Origin of the sequence: Halomonas sp. H10-9-1 (genome assembly GCF_040147005.1) — a bacterium.
Classification (GTDB): Bacteria; Pseudomonadota; Gammaproteobacteria; order Pseudomonadales; family Halomonadaceae; genus Halomonas.
In genome coordinates this window covers 2,307,161-2,321,379 of the sequence record NZ_JAMSHO010000001.1, presented here as the reverse complement: position 1 = coordinate 2,321,379, position 14,219 = coordinate 2,307,161, and the positions used below count along the sequence as shown (strand labels likewise).

At 67.0% G+C, this 14,219-nt stretch carries 15 protein-coding genes and 1 riboswitch; of the genes, 9 read left to right on the top strand and 6 right to left on the bottom strand.

What is annotated here, in order from left to right; genetic code table 11:
* Window positions 1-52: 52 nt before the first annotated feature.
* From NFH66_RS10720 to NFH66_RS10710, 3 genes are read right to left on the bottom strand one after another with little or no spacing between them, the layout of a single operon-like run.
* The gene (locus tag NFH66_RS10720) at window positions 53-1,384 is read right to left on the bottom strand and encodes a sensor histidine kinase (RefSeq protein WP_349610295.1); all 1,332 of its coding nucleotides are present in this window, start codon (window positions 1,382-1,384) and stop codon (window positions 53-55) included.
* Window positions 1,365-2,030 (bottom strand): response regulator transcription factor, encoded by a 666-nt coding sequence (locus NFH66_RS10715; RefSeq protein WP_349610294.1) that lies wholly within the window; start codon window positions 2,028-2,030, stop codon window positions 1,365-1,367. Before NFH66_RS10715 ends, NFH66_RS10720 begins: the two co-directional genes overlap by 20 nt.
* 8 nt (window positions 2,031-2,038) lie before the next feature.
* Window positions 2,039-2,539, bottom strand: coding sequence for a cupredoxin domain-containing protein (locus NFH66_RS10710; protein WP_349610293.1), 501 nt, complete (start codon window positions 2,537-2,539; stop codon window positions 2,039-2,041).
* A gap of 208 nt (window positions 2,540-2,747) precedes the next feature.
* Between NFH66_RS10710 and NFH66_RS10705 the strand changes: the two genes are divergently transcribed.
* From NFH66_RS10705 to NFH66_RS10695, 3 genes are all read left to right on the top strand, one after another.
* Window positions 2,748-3,050 carry a hypothetical protein gene (locus tag NFH66_RS10705; protein ID WP_152478298.1) on the top strand — a complete coding sequence of 101 codons (303 nt, stop codon included), beginning with the start codon at window positions 2,748-2,750 and terminating at the stop codon, window positions 3,048-3,050.
* A 73-nt stretch (window positions 3,051-3,123) separates the two neighbouring features.
* Window positions 3,124-3,276, top strand: a complete 153-nt coding sequence (locus tag NFH66_RS10700; RefSeq protein WP_172977657.1) for a hypothetical protein — start codon at window positions 3,124-3,126, stop codon at window positions 3,274-3,276.
* Entirely contained in the window at window positions 3,273-3,713 is a 441-nt protein-coding gene (locus NFH66_RS10695; protein ID WP_152478299.1) for a DUF411 domain-containing protein, read from the top strand. The genes NFH66_RS10700 and NFH66_RS10695 overlap by 4 nt, the downstream gene beginning before the upstream one ends.
* A gap of 89 nt (window positions 3,714-3,802) precedes the next feature.
* Here the strand turns inward: NFH66_RS10695 and NFH66_RS10690 are convergent, their stop codons facing one another.
* Window positions 3,803-4,678 carry an MBL fold metallo-hydrolase gene (locus NFH66_RS10690; protein ID WP_349610291.1) on the bottom strand — a complete coding sequence of 292 codons (876 nt, stop codon included), beginning with the start codon at window positions 4,676-4,678 and terminating at the stop codon, window positions 3,803-3,805.
* 146 nt (window positions 4,679-4,824) lie between these two features.
* On the opposite strand from NFH66_RS10690, the gene NFH66_RS10685 reads away from it, so the two are divergent.
* From NFH66_RS10685 to NFH66_RS10660, 6 genes are all read left to right on the top strand, one after another.
* Entirely contained in the window at window positions 4,825-5,778 is a 954-nt protein-coding gene (locus NFH66_RS10685; protein ID WP_349610290.1) for a GlxA family transcriptional regulator, read from the top strand.
* Window positions 5,779-6,060: 282 nt separating this feature from the next.
* The gene (gene cobT / locus NFH66_RS10680) at window positions 6,061-7,107 is read left to right on the top strand and encodes a nicotinate-nucleotide--dimethylbenzimidazole phosphoribosyltransferase (RefSeq protein ID WP_349610289.1); all 1,047 of its coding nucleotides are present in this window, start codon (window positions 6,061-6,063) and stop codon (window positions 7,105-7,107) included.
* Window positions 7,104-7,808: an adenosylcobinamide amidohydrolase gene (locus NFH66_RS10675; RefSeq protein ID WP_161432723.1), complete on the top strand. Its 705-nt coding sequence runs from the start codon at window positions 7,104-7,106 to the stop codon at window positions 7,806-7,808. The genes cobT and NFH66_RS10675 overlap by 4 nt, the downstream gene beginning before the upstream one ends.
* Window positions 7,801-8,790 (top strand): adenosylcobinamide-phosphate synthase CbiB, encoded by a 990-nt coding sequence (gene cbiB / locus NFH66_RS10670; protein WP_349610288.1) that lies wholly within the window; start codon window positions 7,801-7,803, stop codon window positions 8,788-8,790. Before NFH66_RS10675 ends, cbiB begins: the two co-directional genes overlap by 8 nt.
* A 162-nt stretch (window positions 8,791-8,952) precedes the next feature.
* Window positions 8,953-9,195: riboswitch (cobalamin riboswitch) on the top strand.
* A 125-nt stretch (window positions 9,196-9,320) separates the two neighbouring features.
* Window positions 9,321-10,241, top strand: a complete 921-nt coding sequence (locus NFH66_RS10665; protein ID WP_349610287.1) for a cobalamin-binding protein — start codon at window positions 9,321-9,323, stop codon at window positions 10,239-10,241.
* Window positions 10,242-10,352: 111 nt separating this feature from the next.
* Window positions 10,353-11,675 (top strand): cobyrinic acid a,c-diamide synthase CobB, encoded by a 1,323-nt coding sequence (locus NFH66_RS10660; protein WP_349610286.1) that lies wholly within the window; start codon window positions 10,353-10,355, stop codon window positions 11,673-11,675.
* A 161-nt stretch (window positions 11,676-11,836) separates the two neighbouring features.
* On the opposite strand, the gene NFH66_RS10655 is transcribed toward NFH66_RS10660, so the two are convergent.
* Both NFH66_RS10655 and bioA read right to left on the bottom strand, forming a co-directional pair.
* Window positions 11,837-12,823 (bottom strand): hypothetical protein, encoded by a 987-nt coding sequence (locus tag NFH66_RS10655; RefSeq protein WP_349610285.1) that lies wholly within the window; start codon window positions 12,821-12,823, stop codon window positions 11,837-11,839.
* Between the two features lie 34 nt (window positions 12,824-12,857).
* The gene (gene bioA / locus NFH66_RS10650) at window positions 12,858-14,135 is read right to left on the bottom strand and encodes an adenosylmethionine--8-amino-7-oxononanoate transaminase (protein WP_349610284.1); all 1,278 of its coding nucleotides are present in this window, start codon (window positions 14,133-14,135) and stop codon (window positions 12,858-12,860) included.
* Window positions 14,136-14,219: the final 84 nt, after the last annotated feature.

Genomic DNA, 14,219 nt, shown 5'->3' with positions numbered 1-14,219 from the left:
CAGAAGGCGACATCATGACGGGGCAAGCTGAATCACGCCTGAAAATGCCAGGTTACGGCGCATCCTTTGCAAAGGGCACGTGAATTTCCACGCTCAGACCGCCCAGGGGACTGTATCCGAACTGGACATTCCCGCCATAGCGTTTCAAGAGCTGGTTCAGGATCGACAGGCCCAGCCCATAGCCGGGGTGTGACTCGTCCAGGCGCCACCCGCGTTCCCCCAGGCAGGCCACGTCGTCGTCCGGCACGCCGGGCCCATCATCCTCGACACGCAGGACGAGACCCTCCTCCATCACTATCTCGCAGTGAACCTCTTGGTTGGCCCATTTGCCGGCGTTGTCCAGCACGATACCGATCATCTCTGACAGGTCCTGAGACTCGATGGGAATGCGCTGTCCGGTGCCTTCGGCTATCTCCAGGGTGAAGCGCTTGGCCGGGTAGAGGGTTCGGAACATCTCGATCAGTCGGTTGGCGTCGCGACACGGATCGGCAAGGCGCCCGGCATTGGGACCCGCGATGCGCGAGCGGCGAAGTTCGACATCGAGCTGAGCGTGAATCTCCTCCAGGCGCTCCACCAGGCGTTGGCGCCGCGCGGCATCGATGGGTCGGGAGCCGCGCAGCACCTGAATGACCGCGGCCAGGGGTGTCTTCAGCGCGTGGGAGAGGTTGGCAACCGACTCTCGGGAGCGCTGCAGGCGGCCATCGATCTCGTCCATGAAGCGGTTGAGCTGCCCGACCAGGCTGTCGAGCTCTGAGGGGACATCCAGGGAGAGGCGGTCGCGCTTGCCGGCCTGCAACTCACCGAGCTGGTGGCGCAGCCGTGACAGCGGCACCATGCCCCGACTGACGGCCAGCAGGTTGAGCACCACCAGCAGGAGCAGCAGGCTGGCGGCGATGCCACCGACCCACCAGTGCAGACGATGAAGGCCCGCCTCGACCTGGGAGAAATCTTCGCCGATCAGCAGCACCCCCTGTTGGTCGTTGAGGGTGAAGGGCTGGCGGAAGACCAGCAGGTGCTGTCCCGCCTCACGCACCTCGGCCAGCGACTCGTCGCTGGACAGCAGAGGCAACAGCGCCTCCTGCCAGCGTGGGTGAGAGGCCGAGACCTCATCGCCCAGGCGCAGCACATAGAGGTGATGGAAAATCTCGAATCCGCGGCTGGCAGAGTCCAGGACTCGGGCGGTGGCCAGGTGATCGCGGCGTAGTTGCTCGATGGCGTGATCGGCTTCGCGTTCGAGCCGTTCCCCCAGGAAGTCCCGAGCCAGGTCGTTGAGCAGGATCCCGTGCAGTAGCCAGGTCAACCCGGTGACCAGCAGGGCGATACCCGACAGCCAGGCCAGCAATCGGATTCGCAGGCTGCGACGATCAATCTGCAACAAAGACATAGCCCTGGCCGCGACGGGTCTGGATGCTTGGTTTGCCCAGGTGACGGCGCAGCCGCGCGATGTACACCTCGATGAGATTGGGTGCCGCGGCGTCCTGCTCCAGGGTATAGAGCTGGTTGAGGAGGTGCTCCTTGGAGAGCACGCGCCCCGGATGATGCATGAAGTAGCGCAGCAGCACGAACTCGGTGCCTGTCAGCGGGTGCCAGGGGCCATCGGCCACACGGACGCACTGGTTGGCCTCGTCCAGGGAGACATCACCCAGCGTCAACTGACTGGTGAGTCGCCCCGATTGGCGGCGCAACAGTGCCTTGACCCGGGCGATAAGCTCGGCTTCGTGGAAGGGTTTGGTCAGGTAGTCATCCGCGCCGCCTTCGAGCCCGACGACCTTGTCTTCCCAGGTGTCCCGAGCCGTCAGGATCAACACCGGCAGGTCGCGGCCCGACTGGCGCCACCGCTTGAGCAGGTCGAGACCCGAGCCATCGGGAAGGCCCAGGTCCATGATCGCCAGCGCATAGTTCTCGGTCGTCATAAGCGCCTCGGCGTTTCTCAGAGACGTGGCCAGGTCGACCCGGTAACCGTTGTCCTTGAGGGATTCGGCGAGGCTCTCGGCCAGCAAGTCGTCATCTTCGAGTAGCAAGAGCTTCATGCGTCGGCTCACTTGCCCAGCTGGATCTCGCCGACCATGCCGGACTCGGAGTGTCCGGGGATGTTGCAGGCATAGACGAGCGTATCCACGTCGGCGGGGGCGGTCCACACCAGCTCTGCGGTGTCGCCGGGCGCGATGGTTACCGCCGGCATCTCGCCGCCATGCGCACCTTCCGCCATGTCATGGCCGCCATGACCGTCGTGGCCGTCACCATGACCACTGTCTCCCATGGCCTGCATCATCTCGCGGTGCGCTTCCTGGGCTTCGGCATCGCCGATCACGAATTCGTGTTGCAGGTTGCCGGTGTTGACTACCTTGAAGCGCACAGTCTCTCCAGCGGTGATGCCGAGTGTCTCGGGATCAAACCACATGTCACCGGCCTCGACCTGGATGGTGCGGTCGATCTCGGCATCAGGCGTGGAGGAATGGGAGCCACCATGTTCACCGGCAGCAAGGGCGGAAGTGGCGGCCAGGCCAAGGGTGATGGCCAGCAGAGACTTACGCATCATGTAACCTCTTTGATCGTATCAGGGGAGCATTGGTTATACTGCAGCAACCTGAAATGAGACTGAACTCGAAACCCCTTGACCCTTGTGTTACACGTAGGTTGTAGCATCCAAGGCTCTGATAAAGACCATGCCGAATCCCTTGTCCTGGATCATGTTGGACGACACGGCCACCGAGGCAGAATGGGGACTCGACCATGAGGATGACCGAATGACCTGCAATGTTCGCTGCCTGCTGCACCTCCGAGGAGTACGCCTGTTGGCGCTGCTGCTCGCGGCTCTGCTGCTGGTCGCCAGCCTGCCCGGTCATGCGTCTATGGATGACTGCGCCGTCGACTGCGGTACCTCCCAGGTCGAGATGCTCGATCACGCCAACGCCGATTGCGGCGCCTGTGCGGCATTGACCGCCACGCCGACTGTCCCCCGCGTCCCTCCAGACGCTCTTGCCGACCTGGCCGACCCGGCCGTGGTTGAGTTCATCGCTGCACCACCCCGAGAACCTCCCAGATCCTGACGTCGCTCGACTTCCCGGTAACGACGTATTGGCTCGTTATCGGCGCCCCCTCTCTTTCGTCAGGAGTCACATCATGTACGCCAACGATTGCTTTGCCCTGATGGGTTCAATGGGCTGGATGGGCTGGCTGATGCCTCTGAGTGTCATGCTTCTGCTCGGCCTCGGCATCGCTACTCTCGTCAAGTATCTCTTCACGTCTCGTCGTTCCCGGGAGGATCGCTCATGAAACGCCTTGTCCCCACTCTGCTTGCCTCCTCTGCACTGCTGATCGGTGCCGGCACCGCCCAGGCGGCCTTGCCCAATGCGGCGACGCTCTACAAGAACCCCCAGTGTGGCTGCTGCGATGAGTATGCCCGCCAGCTTGAGGCGCTCGGCGTCGAGGTCGCCATCGTCGACGACGTCCCGATCGGTCAGGTCAAGGAGCGAGTCGGACTGCCCTACGGACTGGGCTCCTGCCATACCATCGAGATGGGTGAGTATGTCATCGAGGGACACGTGCCCTTCGCGGCGGTGGAAAGGCTCTTCGAAGAGCAGCCCGATACCGATGGCATCGGCCTTGCGGGCATGCCCATCGGCACACCGGGTATGCCGGGACCGAAGCAGGATGACTGGAATGTCTACCAGTTTCGCGCCGGAGAGGCCCAGCCATACATGACGCTATAGCGTCTCCACGTGATGGCAACTGCTCGGGTGAAGCCTCACCCGGGCAGAAAGAGAAAATCGGGCCGCCATGAAGGTGGCGGCCCTTGGGATCAGAAGGCGATGACCTCGCCGTCGGCGGGGATCACGACATGATCCTCGATGCCCTCCGCCTGCACGTACTCTCTCAACGCTTCCCGTGTCAGCGACATATGGTTGATAGCATCCATGTGTGTGGCGACTACTGTTGCTTCCGGTGCTGTCTGGGTAGCGCGCAGTACATCTTCCTTGCCCATGATGATGGGATCATCATAATCGCTGCGCATCGCTTGCCCTGCGTTGAGCACCACAATCTTAGGGTCATACTCATCGAACGCCTGATCAACTTCATCGCGCCATATGGTGTCGCCTACCAGGTAGAGAGTCTCCTGGCCAGGCGCTTGGAAGACTACGCCCATCACATCCCCGAGAGCGGCCGCGACTTCAGGTGAGGCATACATTTCATCGGTGCCATGCTGGCCGCCTGTCCTGCTCAGGGTGACGCCATCGAACTCGGCCTTATCGGAAAGGATGCGCACGTTGGTAAAGCCCTGCTCACGGATCATCGCTGCATCGGCCTGGTGCTGAGCGAACAGTGGGATATCCTTCGGCAGCAGCGCCTGGGCGGCGGCGTCCCAGTGGTCGAGGTGGGTGTGGGTCACGATCACGGCGTCCGTGTCGTCTATCACATCCTCTGCCGGCATTGGCAATCCAACCAGCGGATTGCGCAGCTCGCTACGGTAGGTGCCATCGAAACCCGGGTAGGCGCCCTGCTCGGCCAGCATGGGATCGATCAGGAAGGTGGTATCCCCATAGGTGATCTTCACCGTGGCATTGCGGATCTGCTGCACCTGCTGCGTTGTCTCCTGAGAGATCGAGTCCGCGGATGCACTGCCGGCGATTAGGGCCGTGGCCAGGGCCAGGGAACTGGCGAGGGTCTTGATCAGCATCTGGATGCTCCTCCATTACGTTGCTGGGGTGATGGCAAGCAGTCTAGCGGGGCGCGGTTGAGCAAAAAATTGGCCTGAATGACAATATTCGAAAGATTCGGGCCAAGGTGCCATGATTATGAGGAACGAAGCTCAGGAGTCGCACCTTGCCGTTGCCCAGCGTCGGACTGATCCTTTACCCGAATATCAGTCCCTTCCATTTCTCGGTGCCCTATACGGTGTTCGGTATGGCCTTGCCCGATCGCCCACTGTTCGATCTGTCCATCGTGGCGCCGGAGGGGAAGCCGCTGGCGGCCGAGCGGGCGATGACGGTACGGCCCGACGGCGGCCTGGAGCTGCTGGACCGGGTGGATATCGCGGTGGTGCCTGGCTGGCATGACCTGAATGAAGCGCCGCCGCCAGAGCTGGCCGAGTCGCTCGTCCGGTGTCATGAGCGGGGTGCCCATGTGGTGGGACTCTGTTACGGCACCTATGCCCTGGCTTACGCCGGGCTGCTGGACGGTAGGCGGGCGTCGACTCACTGGATGGCCGAGCAGGATTTCATCGGCCGCTTTCCCAGAGTCAAGCTGGATACCAATGCGCTCTACGTGGAGGAGGATCGTCTGGTGACGTCTGCCGGTACCGCGGCCGGCCTGGATTGTTGCTTGTTCCTGGTGCGTGAATATTACGGCGCGCAAATTGCCAACAAGGTGGCTCGGGCCATGGTGGTCCCACCGCATCGAGAGGGTGGGCAAGCGCAGTTCATCGAGCAGCCGGTTGCTACCTCTACCCAGGACGCCCACATCAACCGCCTGCTCGACTACCTGCGAGAACACCTGGCGGAGTCGCACACCATCGATGCGCTTGCCACCCGTACCGCCATGAGTCGGCGGACCTTCACGCGCCACTTCCACAAAGCCACCGGCATGACGGTGGTGGAGTGGCTGGTGAGCGAGCGGCTGCGGCGTGGACGCGAGCTGTTGGAAACCACCTCCTTGTCGGTAGAGGCCATTGCGGAAAGGGTCGCTTTCCACACGGCGACATCGTTTCGGCAACATTTCAGGCAGCGGCATCGGGTCAGCCCCCGCGACTGGCGAAAGACCTTCGGCGAAAGCACCTGATTATCGTTGGTCCTATCCTTCTGCACGTGACCGCTCTCGATGCCAACGCTATGCCCGCCGGTGACAGCGGCGACTCTGTGGGCCGTCGGCCCTTGGCTCAAGCGCCCCGCAAGTCGCAGCCGACTGCGGCGGTGCGGGGCGGGAGACGCGCGGCCTTGATCCCGGCCGGCTTTTCTCCCAGGCGTATCATGGTCTTGCCCAGCATCGGCGGAACAATGTCCCGGCTGTTAGCTGCTATGATGGCGCCACTTCGTTAGCCACCATCCCGCTGGATCTCCCGCTATGCTCGCCGACACCCTTGCCGCCCTGACCCCCGCCGATCACGCCGCCGCCCGCCGTATGGCGTTGCACCTGGATAACCTCACCAAGCCCCCCGGCAGCCTGGGACGCCTGGAAACGCTGGCCGTGACGCTGGCGGCGATCTCCGGCGAGGCCTCTCCCCGGGTCTCGCCTCCGGGGATGCTGGTCTTCGCTGCCGACCATGGGGTAGCCGCCGAGGGTGTCTCGGCCTTTCCCCAGGAGGTCACCGCACAGATGGTGGCCAACTTCGTGGCCGGCGGGGCGGCGATCAACGTCTTCGCCCGCCAGCTCGGGGCACGCCTCGAGGTGATCGACGTGGGGGTGGCTGCCACGCTGCCCGGCCAGGGCGTCGTGGATGAGAAGGTGCGCCATGGCACCGCCAACATGGTCGAGACGGATGCCATGCATCGCGATCAGGCGGTGTCGGCCATCGAGGCGGGCATCCGCGCCGCCGAGCGGGCCGTCGATGCCGGCTGCCGCTGCCTGATCATCGGCGAGATGGGCATCGCCAATACCACGGCGAGCAGCGCCCTGCTCGCCACGCTCAGCGAGGCGCCGGTGGCCGGCCTGATCGGCAGCGGTACCGGCCTTCCGGCCGAACGCCTTGCCCACAAGCAGGCGGTCATCGAACGCGCCCTTGCCGCCCGTGCGCCGGATCGTGACGACCCCTTGGACGTGCTCGCCAAGCTTGGGGGACTCGAGATCGCCGCCATGACCGGCGCCTACCTGGGCGGAGCGGCTCGCCGGGTGCCGCTGCTGGTGGACGGCTTCATCGCCACGGTGGCCGCGCTGGTGGCCTGTCGACTGGGAGCCGACACCCGCGACTATCTGATCTTCGGACACCGCTCCCGCGAGCCGGGCCACACTCATGCCCTGGCAGCCCTCGATGCCCAGCCGCTGCTCGACCTCGAGCTGTGCCTGGGGGAGGGCACCGGCGCGGCCCTGGCCTACCCGCTACTGGAAGCGGCCTGTCGTGTGCCGGCCGAGATGGCCACCTTCGACGCTATCGGCATCGACACCGCGCCGTGACGTCGGAACAACGTCTCGCCTTCGGCCCGGGAATCACCCTCGACGTCACCGCCGACTGGGTGCACCTGGCCGCCTCGCGCCCGCTCTGGACCCTGAGTAGCGCCCTGGTGGGCGGCGGCTTCGGCTGGCGGCGGCACTTCTGCAATTTCCACGTGGACAAGGGGTACGCCGGGGGCGCGCCGGCGGCGGATCTCGCCGACTGGCTGGCGGCGCGGCGGCTGCCGGCGGGCGAGAGCCTGGCCATGATGACCGCGGTGCGCCTTGAACACCTGCACGTGGAGGCGGGGCAGGGGGTGCTGGCGGCGGTGACCGCCGGGGCCGGCAATGCCGTGGATATCGCCGCCCCTCTGGCCGGGGATCCTCGGCCGGTAGGCACCATCAATACCCTGCTCCTGATCGATGGCCACCTCACCGACGGCGGCCTGGTCAACGCCTGCCTGTCGGCCAGCGAGGCCAAGGTGCGCGCCCTGCACTCCCTCGGGGTGCTGGACCCCCATAGCGGCACGCCGGCCAGCGGCACCTCCACCGATTGCCTGGCCGTTGCCGCGACGCAAGTGGGCGAGGTGACCCCCTATGCCGGTTCGGGAACACGGCTCGGTCGCGAGCTGGGCCGGGCGGTTTATCGGGCCACCCGCGCCTCGCTGCTGGCCTCCCGGGAGTGGCGGCGGCGCCAGGCGATGGAGGAGGGCACCCATGGCTGAACCGTTCTCGCCTGCGCTGCTGGCCCTGGTGTTGGCCGCCGTGGTTCTGGACCTGGCCATCGGCGACCCGCGCCGCCTGCCCCACCCGGTGGTGGGCATCGGGGCGGTGATCGCCCGGCTGGAGCGCGCCTGGAACCATGGGTCGCCCCGGGCGCGCCGCATCCGCGGAGCGCTGATGACCGCCCTGGTAGTGGCGGGCAGTGGCCTGCTGGCCTGGGCCGGCATCGCCCTGCTGGAGCGCGTTCATGCCTGGCTGGGCTGGCTGGCGGAGGGCTGGCTGCTGGCCAGTTGCCTCGCCATTCGTGGCCTGCGGGACGCCGCCCAGGCGGTGGCCACCCCGCTGGCTCGGGGCGACCTGCCCGCGGCGCGCCGGGCGCTCTCCCTGATCGTCGGCCGCGACACCGAGGAGCTGGACGAGGAAGGCGTGACCCGCGGGGCGGTGGAGACCGTGGCCGAGAACACGGTGGACGGCATCACCGCGCCGCTCCTCTTCGCCCTGTTGGGGGGCGCCCCCCTGGCGGTGGCCTACAAGGCGGTCAACACCCTGGACTCCATGGTGGGCTATCGCAGCGAGCGCTACCGCGACTTCGGCCGGGCTTCGGCGCGCCTGGATGACGCCGCCAACTGGCTGCCGGCCCGGCTCACCGCCCTGACCCTGTGGCTAGGGGCCTGTTGCCTGGCCCGCGGGGCGCGCCCCCCCCATGTCCGCGGTGCCCTGGCCGCTACCCGTCGCGAAGCGCCCAGGCACCCGAGCCCCAACAGCGGCTGGCCCGAGGCCATGGTGGCCAACCTGTTGGGCGTTCGGCTCGGCGGCACCAACCGTTACCGTGGCGAGGTCTCCGAGCGCGCCCGCCTGGGGACGCCTCGGGAGCCGCTGCGTCATGCCCATATCGGTGCGACCGTTCGGCTGATGCACGGCGGCTGGCTGGGCTTTCTGGCGCTGCTGGCGGCGCTGGTGCTGCTCGCAGAGGCACTGTCATGAGTGCACGAGAGCCGGGGAGCTTCTCCCATGACTGGCCTCGGCATGGGGGCCAGCCCGGCCGCCTGCTGGCGCTTGCGCCATAGCCTCTGCAACCAGCTGAAATACAAGAGTTTTGAGCATGCCTTCGGAGCAGCGACGTTGACCACGACGCTGCGCCTTGCTAGCTTGTGCGCACTCTTGGGTGCCCCAGGCGCGTCACTGCGTCGGGGTGAAACGGGAAGTCGGTGCGCGGTGCTCCTCCAGCGAGTCCGCCATTCCGACGCTGCCCCCGCAACGGTGATCGAGACAAGAGCGACCGTGATGCCACTGTGCCAAGGCATGGGAAGGCGGTTGCCCTGAAGGACCGGCAGAGGTACTGCCCCTTCGCTCGTCAGCCCGGAGACCGGCCGGAGAGTGCATGCCGAATCGCGGAGGGCGGTCTCGGGCAGGGCAGTTGCCACTCGCCTGGCCGCACTCCCGCCTGAACTCCCTTGCATCGGCCCAGAACAGACCCGCAGCGTACGGGTTGGTACGACAAGCAAGGGGCATTCATGAAAACCGTTCATACCTCCCATGGCCTGGCCACCTTCGCCCTGACCACCTTCTCCCTGGCCGTGCTGCCACTGGCTGCAGTTGCAGTGCCGGCCCGTGCCGAGGTGTGTGCCATCGACGATGCCGCACGCGAGGTATGCCTCTCCGCGCCGGCCGAGCGCATCGCCGCGCTGTCGCCGGGGGCTACCGAGCTGGTCTATGCCGCCGGCGCCGGCGAGGCGGTGGTGGCGGTGGTCGACTACAGCGACTACCCCCCCGAGGCGCGCGAAGTGGCCAGCATCGGTAGCCATATGCGCCTGGATATGGAGCGCCTGGCGGCCCTGCGTCCGACCCTGGCGATCGGTTGGGTCACCGGCAACCCGGCCGAGCAGCTGGAGACCCTCGAAGCGCTGGGTGTGCCGGTGTTCTACCTGGAGCCGCGCACTTTCGAGGGGGTGGCAAGCGCCATCGAACGGCTGGGCGACCTGGCAGGCACCCACGAGGCGGCGCATGAGGAAGCGGCGCGGTTTCGCGACGGCATGGCGGAGATCCGTGACCGCTACGCCGACCGCTCGCCGGTGCGTGTCTTCTATCAGGTGTGGGACGAGCCGCTGATGACCGTCAACGATGACCACTTGATCGGCAAGGTGTTGACCGCCTGCGGTGGCGACAACGTCTTCGGTGGCCTCGAGCGCCTGGTGCCGCGTATCGACGACGAGTCGGTGCTGGGCGCCGACCCGGAGGCGATACTGGCCGGCGGCATGGGCGAGGAGAACCGCCAATGGCTTACTCACTGGGAGCAGTACCCCAGCTTGACCGCCGTGGCAGAAGGCAACCTCTTCTTCGTTCCGCCGTCGCTGATCCAGCGACCCACGCCGCGCCTGCTCGAGGGCAGCCGGCTGTTCTGCGAGAAGCTGGAGGCGGCGCGTGCACGCCGTTAGGCCCGTGCCGAGCGAGGTCGCTGGCCACCGTGGTCTGGTGCGCCTCTACGGCCAGCGACTGGCCAGCGTTGAGCTCGACGGTGCCCCTGTCTTAGTCCCTGTGAGGTGAACATGACCACGACCCCGATTCGCGGCGAGACCCACGCCGCACTGATTAGCGCGCCCGGCTCCGGCCAGGGCAAGTCCATGGTCACGGCCGCCCTGGCACGGCTGCACCGCAATGCCGGTCGCCGGGTGCGGGTCTTCAAGCATGGCCCGGACTATCTCGATCCGATGGTGCTGGAAGTGGCATCGGGGGAGCCTGTCTATCAGCTCCATCCCTGGATGACGGGTGAGGAGGAGTGTCGCTGGCGTCTGGCCGAGGCAGCGCAGTCGGCGGATCTGATCTTGGTCGAAGGCTCCATGGGGCTGTTCGACGGCGAGCCTTCCAGTGCCGATCTCGCCATGCTGGCGGGCATTCCGGCACTGCCGGTGATCGATGCTCGGGGCATGGCCCAGACCTTCGGTGCCGTGGCCCAGGGGCTGGCCACCTACCATCCGCGGATGGTGGTGCGGGAAGTGATCGCCAACCGCATCGGCAGCGCTCGACACGGCGACATGCTGCGGGAAAGCCTGCCGGCGGGAATCTCGCTGCTGGGGGCGATTCCACGCAGCGCTGCCATGGCCATTCCCGACCGCCATCTGGGCCTGGTGCAGGCCGGTGAACTCGAGGGGCTAGACCGCCAGCTGGATGCCGCCGCCGCGGTGCTCGCCGAGGCCGGCCTCGATCGCCTGCCGGCGCGGGTGACCCTGGAAGCCGGGGCTCCCGAGCCGCCTCCGCGCCTGCTCGATGGCGTACGCATTGCCGTGGCCCGCGATGCTGCCTTCGCCTTTATCTACCGGGCCAACCTCGACCTGCTCCGGCAGCTGGGCGCGTCGCTGAGGTTCTTCTCTCCCCTGAAGGATCGCGGACTGCCCGAGGCGGATGCCCTCTGGCTGCCGGGGGGGTATCCGGAGTTACATGGCAGGACGCTGGCCGCCAATGACGGCATCCGCGATGCCATCCGCTCCCACTTTGCGGCGGACAGGCCGCTCCTGGCCGAGTGCGGTGGGCTGATGGCCTGCACGGAGGCGCTCACCGATGGCGAGGGTGAGACGCATGCCATGCTGGGGTTGCTGCCGGGCAGCGTACGCATGGCCGGCAAGCTGAAGGCCCTGGGGCTGCAGAGCCTGCGCAGCGACCGCGGTGAGTTGCGTGGCCACACCTATCACCACTCCGAGCTGGACACCGGCGAAGTCCCGCTGGCACGGACCCGCCGGCTGGCCGGCAGCGAGGCGGAGCCGGTCTTCCGACGCCGCGGCCTGGTAGCCAGCTACTTTCACGGCTATTTCCCCTCTGCGCCGGAACTGGTCGCCGCGATCTTCCGGGGCGAGCCCTGGTCGCCGCTCGGCTGATCCTTCCGACGCCGGCGCCTCATGGCGTCCGCGGGGCGCCATGAGGTCAGTCCCGGGCCGGGGCGCGGGATGGGCGATGCGCTCGCCGCGGTCGAGCTCGGTGATGCCTACCATCGCCTTCTCGCCGCGGCGGATACCGAGGGCCGCCAGCTTGCTGCGGCCTACAGCGTGACCCGGTCGATGAAGCGGCGGAAGTACATCTCCACACGCAGTGTGAGCGCCCAGCGAGGGTCACGGTCGGCCTCGCGGGGGAAGTGCAGGGCCGGGGCGACGTCGAGGAAGGTGAAGCCCTTGTGGATGTTGCGGCGGAAGCGCAGCTGAAGGTAGCTGTCCTCGATGGTGGTGTGCGAGAGGCTCTCGCCCAGCATCACCGCGGAGTAGCGCAGCACGCTGCGGTTGTTGATACGCTGGTTGAGCTCGGCGGCCTGGCTGAACTCCAGGGTGTCCACCTCTTCGCGCCACTGCGCGTTGCTGATGAAGCGCAGGTGGCGCTTCTCGTCCACCGGGCGGCCCAGGTCCCAGCGTGTGCGGGCCGAGTAGCCATCCTCGTTGAACCAGGAGACGCGGTTGTCGCTGTGCAGCTGCCAGGGGCCGTCGTCGAGCGTCCACAGTCGTTGGGTGGTGACACGCGCGTAGGGGTCGAGGGGCAGGCGTATCCTCACGCCGGCGCCCAGCTCGGTGTCCCACTCCCGGGTCCTGTCGCCATCCCCCAGGCGACGCAGCCCCACCAGCACGTCCTCGATGCTGTCGACGCGGTCGTCGGTCAGCGACGACTCCTGCTCGCCGAGGGTGCCGCGAGTTTCGTCCGGCTCGCTCTCGATGATCAGGCGCAGGCGCTCTTCGGTGGTGGGCAGGTCGAGGCGGAAGCGGGCGCCCAGGTCCTGGTCGAACGCCTCGCCCTCCTTCCAGGCGAACTCCTGGCTGATGCGCAGGTAGGAGTCGGAGTCCACGGTGAGGGCGTCGGTGGTGCCGAAGAAACCATCGATGCTGCGCGAGGTGGTGTCCACCCAGTCGGTCATGGTGGCGTGGAAGGGGCCGATTCGCTTCACCGCCCACTCGGGCAGGTCGCTGTCGTCCTCGGCTATCGGGGCGTCGGCATGGGCGGCCAGGCTGAGGCAGGCCACCAGGGCGGTCAGCGCCTTCTTCATGTCGTGAGTCTCGCGTCGGTTCCGTCTCCCGAGTCTATCCGAACCAGCCCTTCATGACCTCGGTAATCTGGCGCATCTCCTGTGCCGAAGTGATATAGGCGGGCATGGTGTAGAGGCAGCGGCCGATGGGACGCAGCCAGACCCCCCGGGCGCGGGCCCATTCGGCCACCCCGGTGAGGTCCGCCGCCCGGCGGGCCTCGATCACCGCGGTGGCACCCAGCACGCGTATGTCCGCGACTGCCGGGTGCTCGGTCAGGCGTGTGTCGTCGAGCAGTTCGCTGCGCAGTACCTCGTTGAGCGCGGCGATGCGGCCCAGGTAGTCCTCCTCCTCGAACACCGCCAGGCTCTCCAGGGCCACGGCGCAGGCCAGCGGGTTGCCCATGAAGGTGGGTCCGTGCATGAAGGCGTGCTCGGGGGAGTCCCCCACGAAGGCGTCATGGACCCGCTCGGTGGCGAGTGTCGCCGCATGGCCGAGATAGCCGCCGGTGAGTCCCTTGGAGAGCACCATGATATCCGGGGTGACATCGGCGTGGTCGGCGGCGAACATCCGCCCGGTGCGCCCGAAGCCGGTGGCCACCTCGTCGAACACCAGCAGCACGTCGAAGGCATCGCACAGCTCGCGAGCGCCCGCCAGGTAGTGGGGCGAGGTCATGTTGAGCCCGCCGGCGGCCTGCAGTAATGGCTCCATCAGCAGCGCGGCGATCTCGTGGTGGTGGCGCTCGAGTACCGCGCGCAGGGCGGCGAGGTCCGCCTCCACCGCCGCGGGCTCGGCGTCGAAGGGGGCGGTGGGTGCCGGGGCGAAGTGGTGGCGCGGCAGGTAGCCGGCGAACAGCGAGTGCATGCCCTCCTCGGGATCGCACACCGCCATGCAGCCGGCGGTGTCGCCGTGGTAGGCCTTCATCAACGAGAGCATGCGTTGTTTGCGCGGCCGGCCACGTAGCCGCTGGGCCTGCACCGCCATCTTCATGGCCACCTCCATGCCTACCGAGCCGCTGTCGGAGAAGAAGACGTGGTTCAGGCCCGCCGGGGTGATTCTCACCAGCTCCCGGGCCAGGCGGTCGGCGGGCTCGTGGGTCAGGCCGCCGAGCATCACATGGCAGAGGGTGTCGGCCTGGCGCTGGATGGCGCGCACCAGCCGCGGATGGCGGTAGCCGTGGATCATGCACCACCAGGAGCAGGTGGCATCGAGCAGCGTCTCGCCGCCCTCCAGGGTGAAGCGTGGCCCCTCGCCGCCGACCACCCTCGGCGCCGGGCGCTGGGTCTTGAGGTGGGCATAGGGGTGCCAGACGGGGGAGCGGTCATGATGGCTCATGGCTGCCTCGACAGGGAACAGGGAGTTAGGGACGGGCACGAGCAGGCGCCGTGCATCTCGAGGAGATGACGGACGGTATCGCGT

Coding starts and splice junctions, on each gene's coding strand:
- NFH66_RS10720 (WP_349610295.1), bottom strand. CDS start 1,384: ATGTCTTTGTTGCAGATTGATCGTCGCAGCCTGCGAATCCGATTGCTG.
- NFH66_RS10715 (WP_349610294.1), bottom strand. CDS start 2,030: ATGAAGCTCTTGCTACTCGAAGATGACGACTTGCTGGCCGAGAGCCTC.
- NFH66_RS10710 (WP_349610293.1), bottom strand. CDS start 2,539: ATGATGCGTAAGTCTCTGCTGGCCATCACCCTTGGCCTGGCCGCCACT.
- NFH66_RS10705 (WP_152478298.1), top strand. CDS start 2,748: ATGACCTGCAATGTTCGCTGCCTGCTGCACCTCCGAGGAGTACGCCTG.
- NFH66_RS10700 (WP_172977657.1), top strand. CDS start 3,124: ATGTACGCCAACGATTGCTTTGCCCTGATGGGTTCAATGGGCTGGATG.
- NFH66_RS10695 (WP_152478299.1), top strand. CDS start 3,273: ATGAAACGCCTTGTCCCCACTCTGCTTGCCTCCTCTGCACTGCTGATC.
- NFH66_RS10690 (WP_349610291.1), bottom strand. CDS start 4,678: ATGCTGATCAAGACCCTCGCCAGTTCCCTGGCCCTGGCCACGGCCCTA.
- cobT (WP_349610289.1), top strand. CDS start 6,061: ATGCTCGCCGACACCCTTGCCGCCCTGACCCCCGCCGATCACGCCGCC.
- cbiB (WP_349610288.1), top strand. CDS start 7,801: ATGGCTGAACCGTTCTCGCCTGCGCTGCTGGCCCTGGTGTTGGCCGCC.
- NFH66_RS10665 (WP_349610287.1), top strand. CDS start 9,321: ATGAAAACCGTTCATACCTCCCATGGCCTGGCCACCTTCGCCCTGACC.
- NFH66_RS10660 (WP_349610286.1), top strand. CDS start 10,353: ATGACCACGACCCCGATTCGCGGCGAGACCCACGCCGCACTGATTAGC.
- NFH66_RS10655 (WP_349610285.1), bottom strand. CDS start 12,823: ATGAAGAAGGCGCTGACCGCCCTGGTGGCCTGCCTCAGCCTGGCCGCC.
- bioA (WP_349610284.1), bottom strand. CDS start 14,135: ATGAGCCATCATGACCGCTCCCCCGTCTGGCACCCCTATGCCCACCTC.